We start from the raw sequence: 25,003 nt of genomic DNA on the forward strand, positions 1-25,003 counted from the left end.
AACCAAGCCTTGGGTGCACTGTAGAGCACGACCAGTTGGTGGTATGTTTTTTGAACATCCACACACCAAAATAGAAACAATAATTCGTTTTGTAAAGTTTTATATATATTATTTTAACATAAGTTTTACTTTATTAATTCCATGCCGGCTGATAGTTAGATGTTTTCATGCCGCCGCACTTCTAAGCCTTCTAAAGTGTACTTATTTTTATACGGTTGTATTTGAGCCTTGCCAAGGGGTGGGAAATAGATTCTATAGGTTATGTTGTATTTTTATGTTTAGTTCTTAAAATGCGCGCCTTCAAAAATAAAAACCTTAAAAATCATAATTTTACAAAGTGTTTTTAAAGGTTTTACAGCACTTTAACTTAGCAACAATTTAGACATTTGGAGTTGGCATTGAGCGAATATTTACCGATCGTTTCTTCTTTCGTTTTGGTTTTAAGCTTTGTTCCTTTGATTAGGAAGATCCGTAAAAATCGCAGTGTATCAGGTGTCTCACTGTTAATGATGAGTTTTGGTGTTGCACAAAGCTCTTACTTTATTGCCTACAACGTTTTCTTTGAACGTTTTTTTATGGTGTTGCCTTTTGTTGTTACAGGTTCTTTAAGTGCACTTATTTTATATTATTTTATTCGCTACAACGCAAGCTCGAAACAGTGTAATCAATTAGCACTCTTGCTTGCTTTGTCGACGTTGCCATTTGGGCTTTTATTGGCAAAGGACATTGAAGCTGCAGCGTTGCTAAATGCGTTAACTTACTTAGGGCTAGTGATGAGCTCAATTCGCGTTATGCCGCAGACCTATAAAACAATTAAAAGCGGTGATGTGTCTAACTTAAGCGCTAGGTATTTCTCACTGCAGTTTTTAGCCGGAGGAATTGGCTTGGCTGCTGAACTGAGCTTAGGTCATGTTAGCGTAGCTCACGTGTTGATGTTTGTGATGATTTTACTGACTAATGCCGCACAATTAGGCTGTATTCAGTACTATCGCTCTAAACCCGCTTTAGCTTAGTGATATAAACAGACAAAACAAGGGCTAGCAAATTGCTAGCCCTTAACGTTTTCGCTCATTTCACTCGCGTAATACAAAAATTTTCGAATTACGCTTCTAACGCTTTTGTGATCATACGATCAATATACGCTTTATGTGCCTTAGTTGCCTGATCGGCACCCCAAGCTGTGCTCTTATCCAAAATACTCTGCAGTTGGAATAGTGCAGCGGCTTTTGCCAAATTGTCGTATTTGCTCGCTTTGCTCAATCCTGCAACATTAATTAAGCGAGAAACGTACTCAATTTGTAGGTTCTGGCTTAAGGTAGTTGCATTCTTATCAGCAACGAAAATAGCGGCAGTCAGGTCGTTCATCACCTCGTTTAGGCTGTATTCGTTACCATAGTACGTAGAGTCGCTGATACGTTGTAATACATTCGCGTGTAGTACTTGGTCTAGTACCGACTTTTGCATGCCAAGTACCATCTTATGGACTTTAGGATCTTCGTTCTTACCATAATGGTTAAAGCCACGGCGCTGCGCTTGCATGTAGTTGTAAAGAGGCTGCATATTTTCAAGCACGGTCGGTGCGAAAACCATTTTCTTAAGCGCGGTCATAGCCGCTTTTTGGCGCGCAAGTGGTACTGGTGTAAATGGTTTTGTTTCACCTTCTGTGCCTACTACACTGCGCTCAACGTATACACCGCCAATTTGGCGTGAAATCACAGTTGCTTGAGCACGGTATTGACCAAACAGCATATTCGCAGAGGTTAATAACTGTTGGTTAGACTGACCTTCAACACGCGCTTTGTCTTTTAGTTCGGTGAATAAATGGTTGACCAGAGTCATGCGGTCAACCCCGTATGTCACCGGATCGGATGATAAGTCGCCAATCATCACGCGAGGATCAATATGACGCCCCGGCGCACGCATATCGTCGGCATCGTTGCCAAAAGCTAAGCCATGTTCGCCAGAACGAGATAAGATCTTTTCAAGGCGCTGTTGCTCTTGGGTGTCATCGTTAAGTGCTGTGCTGTAACCAAATTCTATCGCCCAATCATCGTACGGACCTGGTTTGGTTTGGAAGATATCACCTTGGTCAACGCCTAGAGGGGCAATGTTAGCTGGCGCGTAGTCCATCACAGAGCCGGTTACGATACCTTGTGTTTTTGACTTGTCGTGTACTTCTTTAGGACCCCACAAAATAGAAGACTTCATGTTGTGGTTTAGGCCTAAGGTGTGTCCTACTTCATGAAGAACCAACTGTACTAAGCCCTGTCGTAGCATTTCTTTGCGTTCGATGTCAGCACCTGTTGCAAGGCTTGCCGTCATCAATTGGCCCTGCATTTCATGTCCAAGCGAACAGTGTAGTGTATCGCTTGATGCTTCAGCATCATGGCTCATTTGACCTTGAGAGTAGAGTGAGTCATACATCCAGCGGTTACGCATAAATACATACTCTAGCATGATGTCGGAACCAAGAATTTGGCCAGTAAGCGGGTTGGCAGTTGCTGGACCATAGCCGCCAAACGGTGGGCGAGGTGAAGAAGTCCAGCGCAGTACATTGTAGTTGATATCACCCGCATCCCAAGTGGCATCGTCAGGTTGTACTTTTACAACCATGGCATTCTTAAAGCCTATTTTCTCAAACGCACTATTCCATCCTAGTACACCATCACGAACCGTGTCACGCCATTCGACTGGTGTGGTGTTTTCAATCCACCACACGATAGGTTCAACAGGTTCAGAAAGCGCCGCGCTTGGATCTTTCTTCACTAAGTTCCAACGCTTAATAACGTCTTTATACGGCGCCCAATCTGGTGATGTTTGCACGTCAAACTGATTGGTGAAGTAACCGACACGTGCATCATCGTAGCGAGGTTGGTAGTCATTGTCTGGCAGTGCGACAAAACTATGTTGTACTTTTAGCGAGACAAAACGTGAGTCTGTCACTGCATTTGAACCTGCAACTTTTGGGTCTGGGTTACTAAAGATATAATCAACAACGATATCTAAGTTGTTGCTATATGGACGGTGCTTAACGATTCGAGATTTCTTCTCGTCTAATTTGCCAAGGGCAAAGCGCTTGCTTGCGTTCTTGTCATCTGCACGTTTCCAAGGAGATACTTTATGTAGTGACTCACTTAAAAATAGCTTATTTGCTTTGAATAAAATTTTACCGTCTTCAGCTTTTTCAATTTCGATACTGGCGAGTACGGCTTCACTGATGTTGGCATCGCTCGCGTTCGCAATAGCTGAGTTTTCATCAAAGATAAAACGCGGCGTTTTGCTGATAATATCAATGCGGTTAAAGTGTTTTCTAAACTCAATCAGTTTCGTTTCTCGGTAGTTACCTCGAAAATGGCCGACATCGGTAACGCCATCAACAGTATGCGCGAAGTATAAGAATGGAGTATCAAGTTGCGTCTCATTGAGTTGCATTAGGTATTCTCCGCTTTCTTTATCCTGATAAAGCGGAAACAGGCCATCAATACTGGTTTTATTTTCGACTAGTGAAGCGATTGTTTTTTCTTCTTCTTTTTTGTCTTTTTTTGCAAAGCTTGGGGCGCTTGCGAAGGTGAGCGCGAGGGCAATGCTTAATGCCGTTTTCTTCATAATGTTGACTCGAAATTGTAAAAATCTGAGTGTACCCAAAACATCAGAGCCTGTCAGAAACTCAAGGTAAAATGAATGTAACAAAAGATAAACGACATATTGGCAAACAAAGTTTAGATGTTTTTCCAATTCCGAAAAGCTGTGTTCGATTTCGAAATATCAGCCGGTTTTGATATCTGGAATTAATTTAACTTATTGAAATATTTGTTTATTTTTATTTGGCATGGTTCTCGCTAACAGTCGACAGTCAGTGAGGAGGGAACATGGATCTAGTCAAACCGGCAAAACCAAAAAAAACCAAACATTACATCGTTGCTGTCTGTTTAATGGTGGTGATAATTGTTTATTTACTGTGGCAACAGTGGGCGTCTCATTCTAGTGTGATACGCGCTGAAATACTGGTAGCGGAGGTGAAACAAGGTCCGCTTACCTTGTCGGTAGATAGCTTTGGGGAATTACGTAGTGCTGAGCAGTTTTTATTAAACGCGCAAAGTTCGGCTATCGTTAAAACTATCCACCATAAAGCGGGCGCAATTGTGCACAAAGGTGAAGCGATCGCCGAGCTTGTGAGCCCAGATCTGGCGTTACAGGTTCAACAAGCCAAACAAGCTCTGCGCCAGTCGCGGGCAATAAAAGAGCAGCTGCTACTCACTCAACAAAGGGAGCTGTTAAACGAACAAACACAGCTGATGCAAAAACAAGGCGCGCTTAAAACCTTAGTATTGCGCCACCGCGCGGAGCAAAACCTTGCACTACAAGGCATTATTTCCGCGCTGAACTTTGCCCAAACTGAAACCAGTTTGAGTACCTTGCAGCATGAAATTAGCATGCTAGAACAGCAAGCTAAACAGTTGCAAGCACTACATGGCTCGGCGCTTATTCTTGCTAACGAGGAAATCAATATTCGTGAACAAGAACTCAATAACTTACTAGAAAAACAACAACAACTGGAGATTAAAGCCAGCACTTCAGGGATCATTGAGCGCATGCCTCTGGCGCTTGGGCAACGAGTCAATGTTGGTGACGAATTAGCATTGATTGGCTCTAACCAGTCGTTGATGGCGGTATTGTCTGTGCCACAATCCCAAGTGCGCTGGGTTGAAACTGGGCAAGACGTGATGGTGAACATGCAGGCCAACAAAGTAAAAGGCAAAGTGCTCCGAGTTGACCCCGTGGTGACAAACAATAGCGTGGAAGTAGAGGTGAGTTTACCAAATACCTTACCGAAGCAGGCGCGAGCGCAGCTGAGTATCTCTGCCAGCATCGCCATTAAGCATCTTGCCAATGCCACCTATGTTCAGCGCCCTGCCAATGCCAAAGACAATCAAACGCAGACCTTATTTGCACTGACTAGTGATGACACCGCAAAGCCGCTAGAAATCACCTTTGGTGCTTCAACGGGGAAATATATTGTTATAGATTCTGGCGTTGAAGCCGGGAAACGATTAATCATTTCTGATCTAGCCTATCTTGCCAGTCTAGATGAGACAATCTTATTAAAGTAGGAATATCAAAATGATAGTGCTTAAAAATATCAATAAAGTGTTCGAAACCGAAGAACTACAAACACACGCACTGAGAAATATTTCACTGGAAATTGCAAAAGGCGATTTTATTTCGATCTCTGGCCCATCAGGATGCGGTAAATCTACTTTGCTATCCATCATCGGTTTAATTGACCAAGCAACAAGTGGTAGCTATACGATTGGTGCTCATGATGTGACAACTCTGACGCTTGATCAGGCCGCTGAGCTTCGCAATGAGCATATTGGGTTTGTCTTTCAGGCTTTTAATCTCATTGATGAAATTTCGGTATTCGATAACGTCGCTTTACCCCTAAAGTATCGTCCTGAGAAGTTGAGTAAGGCTGAAGTAAAGCTCCGAGTCGAGTCTTGTTTACAAAAGGTTGGGCTGTCGCATCGCGTTCAACATAAGCCAAATCAGTTATCAGGCGGGCAGCAGCAGCGTGTCGCGATTGCTCGTGCTTTGGTGACCGAACCAAGCATTCTACTGGTGGACGAACCGACGGGTAACTTAGATTCGAAAAGTGGCGATCAGGTGATGCAATTAATCGCTGAATTGCATCAGCAAGGCACTACAGTTTGTATGGTGACGCACGATCCACGTTATGCCGATATGGCTCCAAGGCAGGTGAAATTGTTCGATGGTGAGCTGTTAGGCACCGTCGCTTCTGCTCAACCTGTTAGTCAACGAGCATAGAGAGGGCACCATGCAAGTGTTCAACTTAGGCCGTGCAAATATTTATCATGTTAGTGTGGTGACTACGCTGAGCTGTGTATTCGTTGTGATGCTGGTCGCAATGGGGATGTTACATAGCCTGTATTTCTCACCTCTACCATACCCGGATTCAGAACGTATTGTGAAGCTTGAATACCCGATGTTTGATGAAAATGGTAACGAGAGCAGCGAAGCCTTTAATTACCCATCATTGATGCATTTATACGAGTATAAACCTGCCGCAATGGAGCAGCTGGCGATGGTGCATTATGCTGAGCAATTGCTTACTTCGGATGCCGATGCGCCACAAGTTGAATCAGCTTATGTCTCGCCAGAGTGGTTTAGTATTTTTGATATGCCGCTTGCGATGGGGCGGGTTATTACTGAATCTGTAGATGAGAGCAGCCCTGTCGCTGTGCTGAGCTATCAAGCTTGGCAAAGTCACTTCAATGGTGATCCTGATATTTTAAATAAAACGCTGCGACTGGATGGGCGAGAGTTTACGATTGTCGGGGTGGCTGCAGAGCAGTTTTATGAACCTAACTTAAAAAAGCTGACACACAACACTGCGGTCTGGCTACCTTGGCAATACAACCTAACTTCAGAGGAAGCTAAACCTTACTGGTGGAACCGATATGCGCTTAACTTGATGGTGGGTAAGTTGGCTACAGGGGTGGAGCATGAACAAGTCAGCCTCTCGCTATCGAACGAAATGAACACACTTTGGCGCAACACAGTGAGCGACAGTGAGTATTTTGCGAAGTGGTATATTGGCATTCGCGCGGTGTCGTTGAAATCAATTATGCTCGGTAAGTCTCCCTTATTGTTATTTGGAATGTTTGTGGTATCGCTTGGTTTACTTGGTATTGCGCTATTAAATATCAGTAACTTATACCTTGCAAGACTCAGTCAGATCCAGCGCACGCTGGCAATTCAAGCGGTGGTGGGAGCAAAAATAAGAGATATTGCGCTGATGCAGTGGTTACCGTTGCTAGCACTTTGCTCAGTATCACTCGTGGTTGCAATTGGCGCATCTTATGTTATCTGCCAGTGGCTACAGCAAGAACTCGTGGGACTGTTGCCGCAAGCGCAGCTGATAGCGTTAACCTGGCAAAGTATACTTGCACTGGGATTGGTCGCTTTATTGACGAGCTGGTTATTGTTGTTCGCAGGAATGTCTGCAATACGCTTTCGTCACTTAACGCACATGCTAAAACAAAGCGGTAAGGGGAATGCCGTTGTTGTGAGTGCGCGAGTGCAACGGTTCATGGCGGTGAGTCAGTTAAGTATTTCTATTATCTTGCTCTTCTTCTGCTTCAATGTCGGCGTTGCTGCCATATCTCATCTAAAAAATGCTTATACGGTAGATCTCAAGAATAAATACGAAGTGACGTTTTATGCCCCTGATACCATGCCAAGAGATGAATACACAGAGGTAATGCGTCAAGCCAGTGAAGTCCTTGCGAATACCGCAGAAGTAATCGCGGTGAGTCGAAGCCGTTCACCCATCGGACAAGGCGTTGGCACTTGGTCATTGCAAGAAGTCGAGACGCTCGAACGCGTGCATCCGGTTGGCCGAGTTGTGGATAGTGGTTATCTTGAGTTTTTTTCTTTGCCGTTACTACAAGGTCAGTTTTTCGATAGTGAAGCGGTGCGCCGCGGTGAGCAGCAGTTAATTATCAATAAAACCTTTGCTGAGCAGCTAGGTGGAGAGGAAAAAGCGCTAGGCAAGCGTCTGAGCTTTAACATTACCGACGAAGATGCGGCATTTGAAATTATTGGTGTCGTTGCTGATTTAGCCGTGCCAGGCGAACCTGCACTGCCCCATGTGTATCGGGCAGTACAAGGAAGTAATACGGTGTTAATTAAGACTCAGCAGCCTGTCACTAAATCCCATTTTGCAGCGCTGCTGATGCAAGTTCATCCAGCATTGAAAATCTTTAGTTTTAAATCACTTACTGCGCAGCGTGAGCAATACCTGTTGACTGATACCTTGGTTACCTATGGAGCACTGTTTATCTTCGCGTTGGCGTTGTTGCTCGTGATTATTGGCCTATTTGGTGTCTTTCGTTATAGCCAATCACTTAAGCTTTCTTATTACGGCACGAAAATGGTGCTGGGTGCTAAGCATAGCGATCTCACTCGAGAGGATCTTACTACCCACTTTAAGCACATAAGTATAGCGTTAATGATCTCCCTAACAGGGTGTTTATTATTGTCGCCATACTTTCAGCAAACATTTAATGTGGCAGAGTTTTCGATTGCGGCTGTGGGGATAGTGTTGGTGTCGAGTTCGTGTTTGTACTTTTCACTACAGCAAATACTGCGCAGGCCACTCAACGCATTAATCAACCCATCTGAATTAGTGAAGGGATAAGCATGACATTATGGCATAAGCTATTGAGGCGATTGAGGTATAGGCTTAGGCTAAGTCTGATGTTAGTCGTGTTATTGAGCGGCGCTTTCGCCGCTATGATGATGAGTATTGGCTTATCATGGCAAGCTTATCAGTCGCTACCTTATCCGCAAAGCGATAAACTCGTTTGGCTGCAAGGGAATATGTTAGATGAACATGACAAGACGATCATGGAAAATGCTATCTCTACGCCCGTTGCGTGGCAGCTTGCTCAAGACAAGCAATTGTTTGATAAAGCCTCCGCAGTATTGTATAGCCACAGCTTACTACGTGGTTCAGTGGTTGAGCCAAGGATTGAGACAACTTACGTCGGTGATGATTTCTTTTCGCTCTTTAATATTGCTTTAAAAGAAGGGAGGTGGTTTTCCCAAAGTAATGAGCTTGGTACAGCACCTAACGAAGTCGTTGTGACAGAGTGCTTTGTGCAGCAATATTTTCCTGATGAAAATATTATAGAGCAGAGCATTCAGCTAGATGATCGTCGTTATATCGTGGTGGGAGTGGTCGCGTGCGATGAGTCTGAACCGCAGTTATATCAATCTAACCGGATGAGTGAGGTATTTTTGCCATTCACACTTATGATGGGTGACCGTATTACGGGTATGGACCACTTGGCGGTAAGAAGCGACTTATTTCTTGTGGGTCGCATAAAACACGAAAATGCGCAGCTGCAATTAACGCTTTTGCAGGCGCAGTTTCAAACTGCATTTGAGCAAGCTCAATTAGAACAAGGGATATCTGGTCGTGCGACGCTCAGATTTTCGTTGTCACCACTTGCTGATAAATTAAAAGGGCAGCTAAGAACAACGACGCAATGGTTAGCATTTGCAGGCGTTGGGCTGCTTGTCATCACCTTAGTGAATGCATTTTCGCTTTACTTGCTAGACTTTAAAGCCAAACAAAACCAGCTGGCACTGGCGATTGTACTCGGTGCTAAGCGCGGCAATCTACAACTCGAACAGTGGCGTTATATTGCCTTGATTTTTTTGTTTGCGTCATCGCTTGCGATAGGGATAGCGAATGCTGGCGTTTGGCTAATGCAGTTTTGGTCGAAGGAGACCCTAGCCCATGCAGTTTGGCTCAAACTACCTTGGTGGAGCTTTTTATTGGTAGGTGCTTTTGCTCAACTCTGTGCACTGGTGTTTGTAAAACTGGCAATGTCTCAGGTGTCATTTAAGGATATTCGTAGTCAACTAAGTGGCTCAGGGAAGGGGCAGGTCAAACAATTGCCTAAGTCAATGAGTCAAGCCTTACTCGGATTGCAAATCGGTGTGGGCATAGTCACAATGAGCTTTGCGTTTTGGCTATTGAGCTACTTTGGCGGGCAGCTAAATACCTCAAGTGGTTTTAACTCAAATAACCTTTATTTTGTTGAGTTACAGCAAAGTAACTACGACCGCAGCTCAGATGCTATTCAAGCAAGATATAATCAAGCGATGATAAACTTGTCGGCGCTTAGACAGCACCCAAGCGTCGAGAGTGCTGCTCTGGCTGGCGTATTACCCCACGAATTTGTATTTCTGGAGCCGCTAAGCTTAGTTGATGATGGCAGCGACTCAGTCGTCGCTTATTTACAGCTCAGCGGGCCAAATTACTTTATCACCTCAGGCCTAAGGTTTATTGCTGGTGGCGGATTCTCTGAGGATGACCTAGCTATCAATAGTTCAGGGAAAAAAGTGGTGCTCAATCAGCTTTTAGCACAGCGCCTTGGCGTAACAGCAGCAGATATCGGCATGACCATCTACGACAGAAATCAGCGCCCCATTACCCTTGTGGGTATTGTCGAAAATACCTTTAGCCATACGTCTCAAGCACAAGCCTTAGCTTATCTACCTTTTAATTTTATTAGTGGAAATATTCTGGTGCGAGCCAAAGCAGGAGAGAAATTAGACTTGCATACGGTTACCGCCTTGTACAAACAACAAAACCCAAGCCAATCTATTTTAAAGCTCGTCGATATCAAATCGCGGATGCAGCAACTCAATAAAACAGCCATGCTGAGCTTTTTAGCTGGGCTGGTGATCGCACTGATGATGTTAATACAGGTAGTGGCAGGTATGTATGGTTTGCTCGGCTACCTCGCCATATTGAGTACGCCAGTCTTCTATATCAAGCGTTTAGTCGGTGCTAAGGTACGTGATGTTCTTATTGAGCAGTGTTGGAGTCGGGCTTCTCTCGTGTTAGTCGCAGTTGTTATTGCAGTTTTCTTGTCTTTAGTCGTGGCGAGTACGTTTGGTATTTTGAGTCCACTGCTTGGGATCTATCTGTTGTTCGCTATCGTATTGGTAGGCAGTATAGTTCTAGTGCTTGAGCTTCATCATGTCACTAAGCAGATCTAGGGTGAAAAATGTGACAAAAAGCCGAAAAAACTGTTATATAAATCACAAAAATCGTACTTAAAAAGGTCTTTTCAAATCAATGGTTTTGGTACTTAATTGTTTGAAATAACTTTATAATTTTTGCTGTTTTTCGATAGTTATAAAAAGTTGTTCTAAAGGTGTAACAGATTCTTACAAATGTCACATCCGAGAACGCGCTAAACTTGGTACTATACGGTCAGGAAATTATCAATAGGTACTGTCATGCAAGCTAAAACTTTAAAATGGATTCTACCCTTTACCGTGCTTATAGTGGGTGTTGTCGGATTTATGTTCGTCAATGCCGTTGCTAAGAGTGAACCTGAGAAGCAAGAAGTCGATTCTCGTCCTGTTGTTGAAGTTGAAACACTCGCTGCGCAAGATCACCAAGTTGTGATCCAAAGCTATGGCGAAGTAAAACCGCTAGAAAGTACACAACTTTCTATTCAAGTATCGGGCGAAGTTGAATACTGGCACCCTAACTTTGTTGAAGGCGGTGTGGTACAAAAAGGCGAAGTGTTACTGCGTATTGAGCAAGATAACTACGAAGCCGCGTTACTACAAGCAGAAGCAGAACTTGCCAGAGCTCAGGCGCAGCTTATCGAAGAGCAAGCACAAGCTGATGTAGCTGCTGATGAAGCGAGAAGATTTCCAAATAAAAAGCATACCGACCTATTTTTACGTAAACCGCAGGTCATGAGTGCCAAAGCCTCTGTAAAATCGGCAAAAGCTGCACTGCAGCGTGCAAAGCGAGACCTAGAAAACTGCGAAGTTATCGCGCCTTATAACGCACTAGTGGTGAAAAAAGACGTTGGTCTTGGCCAGTTCGTTTCTATGGGTAGTTCAGTTGGTACTGTCAATAACATCGAAACGGCGGAAGTGATTATTCCTATCGCGGGTTTTGATTCTGTGTTCTTACCTGAGCGAGTGTCAGGGCTTGCCGCTACGGTTTATCAGCGTGGTGTGAATGCCTTCACTCGTGAAGCTGAGATTGATAGAGATTTAGGTACTGTTGACCAACAAACGCGTATGAACAACCTGGTGGTACGTATCAATGACCCGTATGGTCTCACAACGCGCCAGCCAGCGATAAAATACGGCACGTATGTACAAGTTAGCTTTGCGGGTAAAACGTTAAAACAAATCTATCGTCTACCACAAGATATCGTGAATAATCAGTCGGTTTGGTTACTTAATCAAGATAACCAGCTTGAGCCACGTAAAGTGCAAGTTATTCGTGAAGAGGGTGAGTTCTTCTTAATCGGCGATGGCATCACAAGTCGCGATAAAGTGGTCATGACACCACCTGAATATCCACAAAAAGGCATGGAAGTTAAAGTTGCTGGCACGGACTCCTCATCAAAGCCTAGTAGTCAGCCGGAAAAGCTGTAACAGCAAGGAGCGACCATGAGTGATATAGAAAAAACATCGCAGCGCGGTATTATCGCTTATTTTGCGAATAATACGGTAGCGGCGAACTTGTTGATGGTCTTCATACTGATAATGGGTTTTATCAGTTATATGACTATCCAAAGACAAATGTTTCCAAACTTTGAAATCAATTATGTGACGGTGTCAGCTGTGTATCCTGGCGCGTCTCCTCAAGAAATTGAAGAGGGGATTTTGATCAAAATTGAAGAAGCATTAAAAGACGTTACAGAAATCAAAAAAGGGGTTTACCGTGCCGCTAGAGGCAGCGGTAGTGCGCAACTTGAAATCTATAAAGATGAAGACTTAACGGAAGTAGAAGATAAAATTCGCTCGCGTGTGAATAGTATCGCGACTTTCCCAGCATCCATGGAGCCTGTGCAGGTTCAGCTTATAGAATTTCGTCAAGACGTGGTGAACGTCGCACTGGCTGGTAATCTACCGTTGAATGCACTCAAGCCAATCGCCAAAGAGATCGAAGATGAATTACTCGAAATTCCAACGATTTCATTGGTTGACCGTTCAACCCCAAACTATGAGATTGGTATTGAAGTTGATCCAGATGCTCTGCGCCGTTACAACCTAACGATTAGTGATGTAAGTAGCGCAATTAGACGTTATTCAACCAACATTTCAGCAGGTCAAATCAGAACTGAATCAGGCATCATTGCAGTGCGTGTTGAAAACCAAATGTACCGCGGTAATGAGTTTAGAAACATCCCTGTTAAGGTCGGTGATAACGGCGCCAAAATTTATCTTCAAGACATCGCAGAAATTAAAGACGGGCTAACTGAAGGTGAATATTACTTCCGTTTGAATGGTGAAAATGCGGTATTTCTGTCGGTTAAAGCGACCAAAGACCAAAATATGATCCCAATCGCGAAAGCGGTACATAAATATATCGAAGAGAAAAATGCTAAGTTACCCGCAGGCTTAAGATTAGAACCAATCGTTGATATGACGTACTACCTGAACGCTCGACTCGAGATGATGAAGAGCAATATGTTACAGGGTGCGTTACTCGTCGCAATTATGCTGACTATTTTCCTACGCTTCAAATTAGCGCTCTGGGTAATGATTGGCTTGCCGGTGTGTTTCCTTGGTGCATTCCTATTTATGCCAGCTCTTGGGATCAGTATTAATATCGTATCGCTATTTGCCTTTATTATGGTACTTGGGATCGTGGTGGATGACGCCATTGTCATAGGGGAGTCCGCCTACTCCGAAATTGAACGCAAAGGCCACAGCGTTAAGAATGTGGTGATTGGTGCTAAGCGTGTTGCAACACCAGCAACCTTCGGCGTATTAACAACCATTGCTGTGTTTGCACCTATGTTGTTCTCATCTGGTCCTGAAAGTGCGTTCTTTAAGTCAATCTCGGGCGTTATTATTCTGTGCTTGGTATTCAGTTTGATTGAATCCAAATGGATTTTGCCAGCGCACATTGCTCATACTAAGATTAAACCACTGCGTCCAAACAGTCGTCGTGCTGCATTTAACAAGAAGTTCTTCGCATTTGTAAACGGACCATACAGACGCTTTATTCAGCGCTGTGTTGATTGGCGCTGGACCGTATTATTAACTTTTGTGGCGATGCTGGTATTTAGCTTTAGCTTAGTGACTTCGAATTTAGTGCGTTTTATTCCATTCCCGAAAGTGCCAGAGGATTATCCAAAGATCGAAATTACCATGAACGACAATGTCTCGGACGAGCAAACCATTGCGGCAATGCAGTCTATTGAGTTAATGGTGCGCAATGTCGATAAAGAGATTGCCCAAGAGTTCGGTCAAGGTATGGTTAAGGATGTATATTCTTGGAACCAAAGCCGCGCTAAGGGCTCAGTGTTATCGACGTTAGTTGACGAAGAGTTAAGACCATTTACGGCTTTTGAACTTGCACGCCGTTGGCGCGAGGCAATGCCAGAGATCACCGCAGTGAAATCAATCATCGTGTATGACAGTGTTGGGGATCAAAGTGGTGGTGAGGGCGAATTTGGCTATCGCTTGCTAGGTTCTGACATCGAGACCCTCAACGCGGCGGGTAGGCAGCTTATTTCAATGTTGCAGCAGCAACCTGGACTATTTGATATCAGCTCAAGTATTGACCCTGCGAGTAAAGAAATGCAGATCGCGCTTAAGCCAGTGGCTTATGAGCTTGGCTTGCAACTTGCTGATGTTGCGATTCAGGTTGGCAATAGCTTCTACGGTGGCGAAGCACAGCGTGTTATTCGTGATGGCGAAGAGATCAAAGTGATGGTGCGTTATCCTGAACTAGATCGTAAAGCTTTGGCTTCACTTAAGCGTACTATCATCACAACGCCAAAAGGTAAAGAAGTGATGCTAGGCGATGTCGTAGAGTTTACCGAGAAGCCGGGTATCAATTATATTCGTCGTGAAGATGGCTTTAGAACGGTATATGTATACGGTAGCATCGATGAAGAGCTGATTGAGCCAGATGCCGTGGTTAAGAATATCGAAGAAAATATCTTACCAGAGCTACTAAAACAGTTCCCAGGCGTCAAAACTAAGCTAGGTGGTAGTGTGGAAGAGCGTCAAGCGCAAACCAGTGAGCAGATCTTATTCTTTGCCGCTGGTATGTTGATGGTTTATATCCTATTGGCTGTACCGCTGAAGAGTTACGCACAACCGCTTATCGTGATGTCGGTAATTCCGTTTAGCTTAGTGGGCGCGCTATGGGGTCACTTAGTGTTTGGCTTAGATATGAGTACTATGTCTATGTTTGGACTAGTAGCCGCTGCAGGGGTTGTGATCAACGACTCCTTGGTAATGACGGACTATATCAACCAAGCACGTGCCGAGGGCGTTAAGCTTAAAGAGGCGGTTATTGAAGCGGGTTGTGCGCGCTTTAGGGCAATCACGCTAACCTCTATCACGACGTTTGCCGGTGTCATGCCAATCATCTTTGAAACGAGTCTACAAGCAAGGTTTGTTATTCCGATGGCGGTATCTCTTGGTTTTGCAGTGCTATTCGCAACGCTTATCACGCTGGTGTTAGTGCCGGCCTTATATATCATCTTAACGGATGTGCAGGGTGCGGGTTCACGCTTAAAAGCGAAGATCAGACGCAAGCCTAAATCTGACGATAACCAACTAGAGAAAGCAGAAGCTTAGAAACTCTCGTTTCCACTCAATAATATAAAGGCCGCGCAGTGATGCTCGGCCTTTTTCTTTGCGCGCTGGTATGGCTCTTGAATCATGATACACTGGCGAAAAATAACGAATTTAGGATGACAACTTGGTGATGGAAAAAACTAAACCGCTAGCCAAAAAGCAGCCGAAATCCTTGCTGCACCATAATCATGAGCGTATCGACAACTACTACTGGATGCGTGATGACGAGCGTAAAAATGCTGATGTGTTGGCACACCTCAAAGCAGAGAATGATTACTGTGAAGCGCAAATGGCGCCTCACCAAGCACTGCAAACCCAGCTGTTTGAAGAAATGAAAGGTCGTATCGTAAAAGACGATAGCTCAGTGCCCGCAAAAGATGGCAACTATTGGTATGTGAGTGAAGTGAGTGGTGATGAGGAATATGCTAAGTATTATCGTGCATCACAAGAAGATTTGTCGGATAAAAAACTGCTGTTAGACATTAATCAGTTAGCCGCTGGCAACGAGTTTTATGACATCGGTGATATTACTGTAAGCCCAGACGAGCAACTGCTTGCCTATAGTGAAGATACCGACGGGCGTCGAATTTATACCATCAAGTTTCTTGATTTAAACACCAATACGCTACTACAAGACGTGCTGTATAACACGGAAGGTCAGGTAATTTGGGCGAACGACAATAAAACCGTATTTTATGTCAAAAAAGACGAACAAACGTTGCTCGGCTTCCAAGTGTATCGCCATGTGTTGGGAACGCCACAAAGCGATGATATTTTGGTGTTTGAAGAGCAAGATCGCCAATTTTATATGGGATTGGGTAAAAGTCGTGACGAAAGCGCTATTTATATCTATCTCGCAGCAACGGAAACGAGCGATCAGTTAATACTGGATGCAAACGATCCTTGCGGTGAGTTTAGCACTCTTATTCCAAGAGAAATTGGCCATGAATATGGTCTTGAAAAAATGGGAGAGTTCTTTTACATCCTGAGTAATAAGAACGCTAAAAACTTCCGTTTAATGCGTGCAACAGCGGCAACCGTTGGTGATGTCGAGCAATGGGAAGAGTTGGTTGCCCATCGCGACCATGTACTATTAGAAGGTTTGGAGCTGTTCCATAGTCACTTTGTGCTGACTGAGCGTGAACAAGGGCAGATCCGTTTTGTTGTCCATGATTATCAAGGGCAGAGCTATCACCTTGGATTTGATGATGCTTGTTATTTTGCTACGGTAGGAAATAACCCTGAGCCAAGTTCAAGTAATATTCGTATCCACTACTCGAGTATGACAACTCCCAGCTCAGTGTACGATTGTGATTTAACCACTGGTAAGAAGACGCTGAAAAAGCAACAGCAAGTGTTAGGTGATTTTAAACCTGAATATTATCACTCTGAACGTTTGCATATAACCGCAAGAGATGGTGTTAAAGTCCCTGTGTCTTTGGTGTATCGAAAAGATAAGTTTAATCAAGACGGTAGCAATCCACTATTGCAGTATGGCTATGGTTCTTATGGTATTACTATCGACCCTAACTTCTCTAGTCAAATTCTAAGCCTGTTAGATAGAGGGTTTGTATACGCGATTGCGCATATTCGAGGTTCTGAGATGCTTGGTCGTGAATGGTATGAGCAAGGCAAAAAAGCGCATAAGCAAAATACCTTTAACGACTTTATTGATGTTACCAAGGCCTTGGTTGAGCAGGGCTACGGCCATAAAGACAAAGTGTTTGCATCAGGCGGAAGTGCAGGCGGCCTGTTAATGGGTGCAATTGCAAACCAAGCTCCAGAGCTGTATTTAGGGTTAGGCTGCCATGTGCCTTTCTTGGATGTGTTAACTACCATGTTGGATGAGTCAATCCCATTGACCACAAACGAGTATGATGAATGGGGTAATCCGAATAATGAAGCGGACTACCAGAATATTTTAGCGTATTCGCCGTATGACAATATTGAAGCCAAAGCCTATCCAAATATTCTAGTCACCACAGGTCTGCACGACTCGCAAGTGCAGTATTGGGAGCCAATGAAGTGGGTTGCTAAGCTTAGAGAATATAAAACGGATGATAATGTGCTGATCTTTAAAACCGACTTGGAAGCGGGTCACGGTGGTGCCTCAGGCCGATTTAAAAGCTTACATGAAAGAGCGCTAGAAATGGCATTCTTTATCAGCTTATTGAATGGTAGGTCGTAGTTCTAACTCGACAACAGCGAGATAAAAGATCGCGAGGTAAACTCGCTCCTACCAGAGGAAAACCTAGGTAGGAGCTGGCTCTGCTTGTAAGTCGTAGCTTTAGCTCGACTTGTACACCCTAGCTCTAACTCGACAACAGCGAGATAAAAGATCGCGAGGTAAACTCGCTCCTACCAGAGGAGAATCAAGGTAGGAGCTGGCTCGCTTGTAGGTCGTAGCTTTTAGCTCGACTTGTACACCCTAGCCTTAATCTTAGTTTAAATATGCTTTAAGCATCCACACCAGCTTCTCTTGCTCTTTGATGTAGTCGCTCATTAGCGCAGCTGTCCCTTCATCTTCGGCTTCGCCCGCCTGCGCTAGAATCTCACGCTGCATAGAAATAAGCGTTGTGTAGCCATCAAGCAGGGTTTCTAGTGCTTGCGTACCATTGCTGATCCCTTTTGCTTCTTGAATTTTGCTGGTTTCCAAATAATCAGAAAACGCATGCAATGGGTTGCCTTCAATTGTCAAAATACGCTCTGCGATTTCATCGACTTTCTCAAGTAATAGCGTATAAATTTCTTCAAATTTTAGGTGTAGTTCAAAAAACTCACGACCTTTGATATTCCAGTGAAAACCACGGGCATTCATATATTGAATTTGGTAGCTGCTTAGTAGCGTATTAAGTGACGTTACTAGCGCTTGGCTCTTTGCTTTGTCTAAACCGATAGAATTAATGTTTGTCATGCGATGCTCCTTGTTGATTCACAGTCAGTATGGCGCAACCTTAGGTGATTGCCCAATGATTAAAATCAAAGTGTTTAATCGGAAAAATCAATTAATAAAATAAAAACATATTAAATATTAATACAATATGACGTTGGGATGAGCGTGGTAAAAAACAAGATGAAACCCCAAAAAGCGCTCAACAATAACAAGGTGACATGAATACTTGGCGGGAATAAAGCTTGCCAACTTTTCCCAAAGCCTTACCAGAGCGCGTAGTTTTTGATCTAAGACAAGTGTTTAATCTCGTTCGTATTTTGGCGGTTTTAAACTTGATTTAGGTCAAAATATCGCCGCATCATAAGCGCATAATCATTTCATCAAGACACAAAAAACGCGGTGTCTACTACTTGAGGAAATGAGTATGAAAGGCAAAACAAAATCAGAACATAAAATGGAACTCGTCGTCGTTGTTATCGCTTTAGTGGCTTTTGTTGTTGGGCTCGTAGGTCACTTAGCTGGCGCAAGCATCGCAAACTCAGATACCTTTGGCTATATTGCAGCGCCAGTACCGTTATTAGTTGGCTTGATCGCAGTGATTGCTTACAAAGTAGCTGCAAGCGCAGAGCACTAAGGCCTCCCTAACAGCTCGCAGATATAGTCCATTACCGCACGGGAATATATTAAGCTGGTATGGCTGAGATGAAATACTTTGTGCTCGGCCATGCCACTGAGCTTGGTTTCTTCTAACAGCACAGTGCCATCTGACTGGCTACCTTTTTGTAGCAGTGGCATTAGTCCAATGGGTAAGTCACCGGCAATACTGTAAAGCTTGGCGTCGAAAGGCCAATCTTGATTGTTAGATAATAAAAACTCCACACTGTTTTTTAACAGTAGCTCCAGTCCTTTGTCGTGCATATGCTTGGCAATGGCACTACCTTTATGTGGTGTCCCCAAGGTCACCACTTTTTTTACTTGCTTGCTCGCGGCAGAACCTCGTTCTAAATATGCTCTTGCAACTAAGCCCCCCATGGAGTGGCAAACGAGGGCGGCGGGACAGTCGCCAACAAAAGTATCAATAGCGGCGCAGATCTCATCAATATCTGGCGTTAATGTGTTATAGCTTAAATTGAGAATACGGTAGCCCGATTTACCTAAGCGAGCGCTAAGCGGCCGCATCACAAAACCAGACATGTACAAGCCGTGTAGCACCACAATGCTCTCGATTTTGGCGCTCGCGGTAATATTGAGTGAAATAGGAGCGTGGTTCATACCGCCTCTTTAAACTTGAATACTTCTAAGCCTTGCGCGAGTGTACCACCCCCACTTGAATACTTGATGTATAAATCAATCCAAATTAGAAATTATTATTCTAACTAATCAAATTGCCACTCTTGCGTGTAATCGTACCTAAAGCCAATGGAGATGGAGTCCATATCGATTTGGTTGTCGAAGGACTTGTTCAAATACTCCAAGTGCACTCTGAGGGGCGGTGTTGGTAGCCACTCAAGTGTAACATTGTAGCCATCGAAGCTTTGATTAAGCGGATCATGACTGCCGTAACCGTCATCAAAATCAAAATATCCGGTTTTGAGTTTATAGTGTTTTGCGAGTTGATAGGCCAACGAAAGATCAAAGGTGTGGCCTTGTCGAGAATCAAGAGCTTCCACGCGTTGATAGTCTTTGTCCTGATATGCCATAGCAGCGTAAAAGCGGGAGGTAAATTGGTAAGCCAGCGCACCAGACCAAAGTTGGTTTTCGCCAATATGTTGCTCGTTATCGTACACATCGTTTTGTTGATAAGTAATCGCTGCGTGTAAACCTGCGTTATCGTAACTTAACCCAGTGTTGAATAAATCCGTTTGATTATCGCCCTTATCACCATTAAATTGGCCTGCGGCGATAAACGTCATTGGCCCCAATTCGTAGCGGTAAGTGACTAAATTATCAACGAAAAAAATACTCTCTGGATCGTAAGCAAATGGGCTGCTGGCGTGATTAAAAATATCAACGTATTCGGCAATAAACAGATACTGTGCAGGCCTTTGTTTGCCAATGCCAAATCGACCATACGGTGTACCTAGCGCAGTATAAGCACGGCGTGACTTGCCAAAATTTCCTTCATTGGCGAGATCGATGCCCCATTCACCATGAAGTTCGGCCTGCCAGCCCGGCATAAATTCATGAGTTACTTTAATCCCTGCGTGGGATAAGGCGTCACGAACATCCCAGTTACTTGCGTCATCTTGATTGATTACGCCAAATGTCGGGCGTATTGTGGCATAGGTTTTGAGCGTGGTTGAGGGCTCGCTAGGTGGTTTTACCGGGTCACTCTGTGGTGTTGATTTTGCCATTGGAGCTGCGGCCTTTAGTTCGCTATTTTGCGTCATAAACCGAGCTTTAAGCTCAGCTAATTGCCGCTCAAGATTTTCAATGTCGGCCATGGTGACAGGTCGATCGGTTGCCAAAGTTGCTGAAGAAGTCAGTAAACAGGCTAGGCCAATCAGTGCGGTTGAGTTGCTCAAAGTAAAATTCATGGTTTTTACATCGCTCAGTTGCCAATAATCGAATTATAGACAACACTTTTGATATTCGAGCACTTTTTATTCAGGCTGTTGAATATGAAGATCCGCACTAAGTTCTCTGTGACTTCTGCCATAGTGATCTTATTGATCATCACGACGACGACGCTTTCTACTTACTGGTTTGTTAGCGATTCGGTGAAAACCAAAACCCATGCCTATGTAACAGATAGCACGCAATTGCTGGCTGTGAGCATAGAGAATTGGCTGGCTGGTAAAGCAACGCAAATTAATGTGATAAAAAGTCAGTTAGAGCAAAACTTTAGCGATGATAACTTTCAACAAGCACTGAATACACCAGTGTTTAAAAAGGAGTTTCTGCTGGCTTTTGGTACTTTGGCTAATGAGGAAGGGCTCAGGTCGAACAACCCCGCTCGCAAAAATCCTCCAGGCGTCGATTTTAGAGAGCGAGCTTGGTATCAGCTTGGTAAAAACCAAAATAAAACCGTTTATACCAGTCCATATACGGACGCGGCGACAGGTGAATTATTGCTGTCGGTGGTATCTCCCATTGTAGTGAACGGTAATTTTAAAGGGGTAATTGGGGGAGATTTAAGCCTAAAAACCATCGCTAATAGTGTCAATCAGGTTAACTTTGATAACACGGGCTATGCCTTTTTGGTCGACAAGTCTGGTAATGTAATTTCTCATCAACATGCCGAATTTAACGGCAAAAAATTGCAACAGGTATATCCAGCTTTACGCTTAGATAGCGTAGATAAGTTGCAAGAAGTGGATACCAAAGAAGGCAAAAGGTTGTTTTACTTACATTCGCTTGATAACACCTTTGGTACGGACTGGTATTTGGCGGTATTAATCGATAAATCAAAAGCCTACAAAACACTGACTGAAATTACAATAAACTCCCTGATCATTGCTATTTTAGCCGTGGCTATTGGAGTATTCTGCGTACGGACGTTAGCAATTCACTTACTCCAACCATTACGGGATTTGGAATCTGCAATCACCGGCATGGCAAGTGGGGGCGGTGACTTAACTCAGCGCTTAAAAATTGTTAACGAAGATGAGTGCGGCACGGTAGCGCGACAATTTAATTTGTTCTTGGGCTTTTTGCATGGGTTAGTAAGTAATGTAAAAGAACGTGCAGACGACGTGGTGATAAGCAGTGATGCCGCCAAAGAGCTGTCGACGCATTCTTCACAGAAACTTGATCAACAAGTTAGCCTAATTGAAAACCTCGCTACCGCGATGAATGAAATGAGTACTACCTCGACCGAAATCGCAGGTAACGCGCAGCAAGCCGCAAGCTCTATCACCTCTGTAAATGAAAAGACCTCCGAAGGGCAAGAAATATTCTTTAAAGCGCGAAGCCAAATTAATGCTTTGGCTGACGATATTACTGCATCGTACGAGTTGAGTACGCAACTTGCAGAATATAGCCAAAATATTGAGAATATTCTTTCGGTCATTAATGGTATTGCAGAACAAACCAATCTACTGGCACTTAATGCTGCAATTGAAGCCGCACGTGCAGGAGAGCAGGGCCGAGGTTTTGCGGTTGTGGCCGATGAAGTGCGCTCTCTAGCATCAAAAACACAGGAATCTACCACTGAAATTAAATCCATGATCGACCAGATCCAAGCCTCATCCATTCAAGTTCAGCAATCTATGGGAAGTAGCCGAGATAAAACCCAGCAATGTGTGTCACAAACCGAGCAAGCGACACATATGCTAGAAGAAATCTCAGAGGCAGTAAAAGAGCTTATGGATCGCAATATTCAAATCGCAACAGCCATAGAAGAGCAAAGTGTGGTGATTGAAGAAATCAATAAAAATACAATACATATCAACGATATTAGTGTCGAAGTCGGCAGCTTTTCCGACAAACAATACAGCGCCAGCGAAGAACTCGCTAAAAACGCCCATGAACAAGAAGCGCTACTGTCTAAGTTTACGTTGTGAGCTTGAAATATAACGGGTCACAACACATGGCTGTTGTTATAGCGACAGCGCCATTCTGTTGGCGAGCAGCCAGCATAACGCTTGAATGCAATGCGAAAGTTCACAACAGTACCAAAGCCACTCAGTTCAGATATCACATTGATGTTAAAAGTGGTTGTTTCGAGTAAGATTTGCGCCCGCTGCACTCGCAATTCTCGAAGCCACATCATGGGTGATTGGCCAACGTATTTATTGAAGTTTCTAGTCAGTGCTCGGCTTGTCATACAGGCGTGCTCAGCTATTTCAGCGAGCGTAAGCGGTTTATGATAGTTGTGTGAGAGCCATAATTGTACCCGCTGAATGTCATTTAAGACATTATATACAGGTCGATATAATTGAGGGTGTGAAAAACTGCGCTCAAGAGGCATTACAAAACGTTCCGCAACTTTGTTCGCAAGCGCTGCTCCAAAATCACATTTAATGATGTGTAGACACAGGTCTTGTCCGGCAGAAAGGCCGGCCGATGTGATAACTTGTCCCTCGTCAACGTATAATACGTCACGCAATATATCGACCGCCGTGTGGTGTTGCTCAAACTCTGAAAAAACATCCCAATGCGAGGTAGCCCGTTTTCCATCTAAGACACCTGATTTTGCTAAAAGTACTGAGCCATTACCGATAGAAACGATGCGAGAACCTTGTTGATATGCGGTGCGAATTGCACGGAGAACGTTTTCATCATCATAGGCAGTCGGTGTATATAAGCTTGGAACAATTAATGTGTCATTAGCGCCGATAGCTGATAAAGGTTGTACATTCTCAATGATAAAACTATCGCTTTGAACTTGCCCTTGGTTACCTACAAATTGGATATTATAGCGTGGTTGTTCGCGTTCTTTTGTTGCAAAAAAAAACATTTGGTAAGTCACGGCTAAATCATATGGTACAAAGCCACCGACAACTAAAATATGAAGATTAATCAGAGTAGATTCACAACTCATAACGACCACTTAGCTTATGATGATATATTAATAGTTAGCACAATATTAATGGTAAAGGGAACTCTAGGACATTGATGTTGACTTTTTTCGATGTTAATTAGTCCTTATTCGTTCCTGCTTCATTCATTGTTTATTCTAAACTTTTAAATAAAAGGACTTATTGTTTTTATCAAAGAGAAAAATAGAGTGTAGACCTTTGGCCTACTATTTTGGTAGCAGCTTCAATTTCAATACTGCTGCGGTGATTAATCAATGAAGCTAGAGGTAGGTGTCGTTATGTTTCATTTGGTGCATACGGTTGGGTTGACGCTATATTCATTTTTGTTGGTATTGTTACTTGCTACCAGAACCGTGCCTAGAACACCTTCCGGAGCTGGGTTTTGGTCGAGCGCTATCTTGTTTGCAATTGCTTCACGAATTTGTATTTTGCTAGGCGAACTTGTTATTTCAACAGAGCTAAGTAGTAACCTTTATCTTGTACTTAACCTTTTTGAGAAGCCAATCCTATTAGTTGGAGTATGCCGATTCTTTAAATTGAATTGCGTAAAAAGAAGAGTTATTCAATTATTTAGTTATGTGCTTGGTACGCTGTTTATAATTTCAATCTTAAACTTATCTCCTTGGTACTTTAAGATCCTCTGTGCAATGGTTAACTTTTCTTTTTTATTTTATATATTTATACTTTTTTTTGGAAAGAAAAAGCCATATTTTACCTGTGTGTATCGGTTTATCTCCCTTGCAGCCCTTATTCTCTCCATACATTGGTTGGTTTCTTACCCAATAATCTATTATTTCCCTGACTGGAGAATCTATGGTTTTATTCTAGGTACTATGGTGAACTTGGTACTCTATTTAGCTTTATTGGCATCAGTACTTATTACTTTCCAACGCCGCTTGCTCAAGGCTGAAAAGCATGCACTGAAACTTGCTTATCATGATGCACTTACTGGGCTTAAGAATAAGCGTTATCTGACTAACTTTTTTAATCAGGCGAACATTTTTGCCAATCGCCCACATCAATTAACCGCGGTATTTTACATTGATTTGGATAACTTTAAGCCCATTAATGATAGTAGTGGTCATAAGGTTGGTGATGAAGTACTCAGATGCATAGCAACAAGACTAATTGCCAGTACACGAAGTACCGACATATGTGCTCGAATTGGAGGTGATGAATTTATTGTAATCGCAACGCAGCTAGACTCAAAAGAACAAGCGGAGATTATCGCTAGAAAGTTACTCATCAGTATCACGCAAGAAATTGAAGTTGAACATCAGGTGTATAAAGTTGGGGGGAGTATCGGTATTAGCTTTTTCCCCACTCAGGGAAATTGCATCGAATCATTAATTGAGAAGGCTGATAAAGCAATGTATGCCGTTAAGTCTTCTGGCAAGTGTGGCTATAAGTTATCTAACCCCTAGCAGTTTTTGTATTGCCGCCAGTTGGT

16 protein-coding genes are annotated in these 25,003 nt (G+C 43.5%); 11 read left to right on the top strand and 5 right to left on the bottom strand.

The features are described from left to right. The first annotated feature begins 398 nt into the window (after positions 1–398). On the top strand, positions 399–1,013 hold the full coding sequence (locus DS891_RS15005; protein WP_102057758.1) for a PQ-loop repeat-containing protein: 615 nt from the start codon (positions 399–401) through the stop codon (positions 1,011–1,013). An 88-nt stretch (positions 1,014–1,101) separates the two neighbouring features. On the opposite strand, the gene DS891_RS15010 is transcribed toward DS891_RS15005, so the two are convergent. After that, positions 1,102–3,606, bottom strand: coding sequence for a zinc-dependent metalloprotease (locus tag DS891_RS15010; RefSeq protein WP_174170214.1), 2,505 nt, complete (start codon positions 3,604–3,606; stop codon positions 1,102–1,104). Positions 3,607–3,869: 263 nt separating this feature from the next. Here DS891_RS15010 and DS891_RS15015 point away from each other — a divergent pair, with 263 nt between their 5' ends. The 7 genes from DS891_RS15015 to DS891_RS15045 all read left to right on the top strand — a co-directional run bounded on the left by DS891_RS15015 (position 3,870) and on the right by DS891_RS15045 (position 17,365). After that, entirely contained in the window at positions 3,870–5,111 is a 1,242-nt protein-coding gene (locus DS891_RS15015; RefSeq protein ID WP_174170215.1) for an efflux RND transporter periplasmic adaptor subunit, read from the top strand. A gap of 10 nt (positions 5,112–5,121) precedes the next feature. Continuing rightward, on the top strand, positions 5,122–5,826 hold the full coding sequence (locus DS891_RS15020; RefSeq protein WP_010606919.1) for an ABC transporter ATP-binding protein: 705 nt from the start codon (positions 5,122–5,124) through the stop codon (positions 5,824–5,826). A gap of 10 nt (positions 5,827–5,836) precedes the next feature. Further along, positions 5,837–8,221 (top strand): ABC transporter permease, encoded by a 2,385-nt coding sequence (locus DS891_RS15025; protein ID WP_174170216.1) that lies wholly within the window; start codon positions 5,837–5,839, stop codon positions 8,219–8,221. A gap of 59 nt (positions 8,222–8,280) precedes the next feature. After that, positions 8,281–10,599 carry an ABC transporter permease gene (locus DS891_RS15030; protein WP_254605891.1) on the top strand — a complete coding sequence of 773 codons (2,319 nt, stop codon included), beginning with the start codon at positions 8,281–8,283 and terminating at the stop codon, positions 10,597–10,599. A gap of 243 nt (positions 10,600–10,842) precedes the next feature. After that, on the top strand, positions 10,843–12,009 hold the full coding sequence (locus DS891_RS15035; RefSeq protein WP_010606916.1) for an efflux RND transporter periplasmic adaptor subunit: 1,167 nt from the start codon (positions 10,843–10,845) through the stop codon (positions 12,007–12,009). Between the two features lie 15 nt (positions 12,010–12,024). Continuing rightward, positions 12,025–15,177 carry an efflux RND transporter permease subunit gene (locus DS891_RS15040; RefSeq protein WP_174170218.1) on the top strand — a complete coding sequence of 1,051 codons (3,153 nt, stop codon included), beginning with the start codon at positions 12,025–12,027 and terminating at the stop codon, positions 15,175–15,177. A 130-nt stretch (positions 15,178–15,307) separates the two neighbouring features. Then, positions 15,308–17,365 (top strand): S9 family peptidase, encoded by a 2,058-nt coding sequence (locus tag DS891_RS15045; protein ID WP_174170219.1) that lies wholly within the window; start codon positions 15,308–15,310, stop codon positions 17,363–17,365. 252 nt (positions 17,366–17,617) lie between these two features. Here DS891_RS15045 and DS891_RS15050 read toward each other — a convergent pair whose 3' ends face one another. Continuing rightward, positions 17,618–18,091 (bottom strand): Dps family protein, encoded by a 474-nt coding sequence (locus DS891_RS15050; protein WP_010376518.1) that lies wholly within the window; start codon positions 18,089–18,091, stop codon positions 17,618–17,620. A gap of 403 nt (positions 18,092–18,494) precedes the next feature. Between DS891_RS15050 and DS891_RS15055 the strand changes: the two genes are divergently transcribed. Next, positions 18,495–18,704 carry a hypothetical protein gene (locus DS891_RS15055; protein WP_010376516.1) on the top strand — a complete coding sequence of 70 codons (210 nt, stop codon included), beginning with the start codon at positions 18,495–18,497 and terminating at the stop codon, positions 18,702–18,704. On the opposite strand, the gene DS891_RS15060 is transcribed toward DS891_RS15055, so the two are convergent. Next, positions 18,701–19,342 (bottom strand): alpha/beta fold hydrolase, encoded by a 642-nt coding sequence (locus DS891_RS15060; RefSeq protein ID WP_174170220.1) that lies wholly within the window; start codon positions 19,340–19,342, stop codon positions 18,701–18,703. The two genes, DS891_RS15055 and DS891_RS15060, sit on opposite strands and share 4 nt — an antisense overlap. Positions 19,343–19,446: 104 nt before the next feature. Beyond that, entirely contained in the window at positions 19,447–20,607 is a 1,161-nt protein-coding gene (locus DS891_RS15065; RefSeq protein WP_174170221.1) for a porin, read from the bottom strand. 84 nt (positions 20,608–20,691) lie between these two features. On the opposite strand from DS891_RS15065, the gene DS891_RS15070 reads away from it, so the two are divergent. Continuing rightward, a complete protein-coding gene (locus DS891_RS15070) occupies positions 20,692–22,575 on the top strand; it encodes a methyl-accepting chemotaxis protein (RefSeq protein ID WP_102057745.1) in 1,884 nt (627 codons plus the stop codon). A 17-nt stretch (positions 22,576–22,592) separates the two neighbouring features. Here the strand turns inward: DS891_RS15070 and DS891_RS15075 are convergent, their stop codons facing one another. Then, entirely contained in the window at positions 22,593–23,555 is a 963-nt protein-coding gene (locus DS891_RS15075) for a GlxA family transcriptional regulator (RefSeq protein WP_174170222.1), read from the bottom strand. Positions 23,556–23,807: 252 nt separating this feature from the next. Here DS891_RS15075 and DS891_RS15080 point away from each other — a divergent pair, with 252 nt between their 5' ends. Next, the gene (locus tag DS891_RS15080; RefSeq protein ID WP_174170223.1) at positions 23,808–24,977 is read left to right on the top strand and encodes a GGDEF domain-containing protein; all 1,170 of its coding nucleotides are present in this window, start codon (positions 23,808–23,810) and stop codon (positions 24,975–24,977) included. Positions 24,978–25,003: the final 26 nt, after the last annotated feature.

This window comes from Pseudoalteromonas sp. JC28, assembly GCF_013319255.1.
Classification (GTDB): domain Bacteria; phylum Pseudomonadota; class Gammaproteobacteria; order Enterobacterales; family Alteromonadaceae; genus Pseudoalteromonas.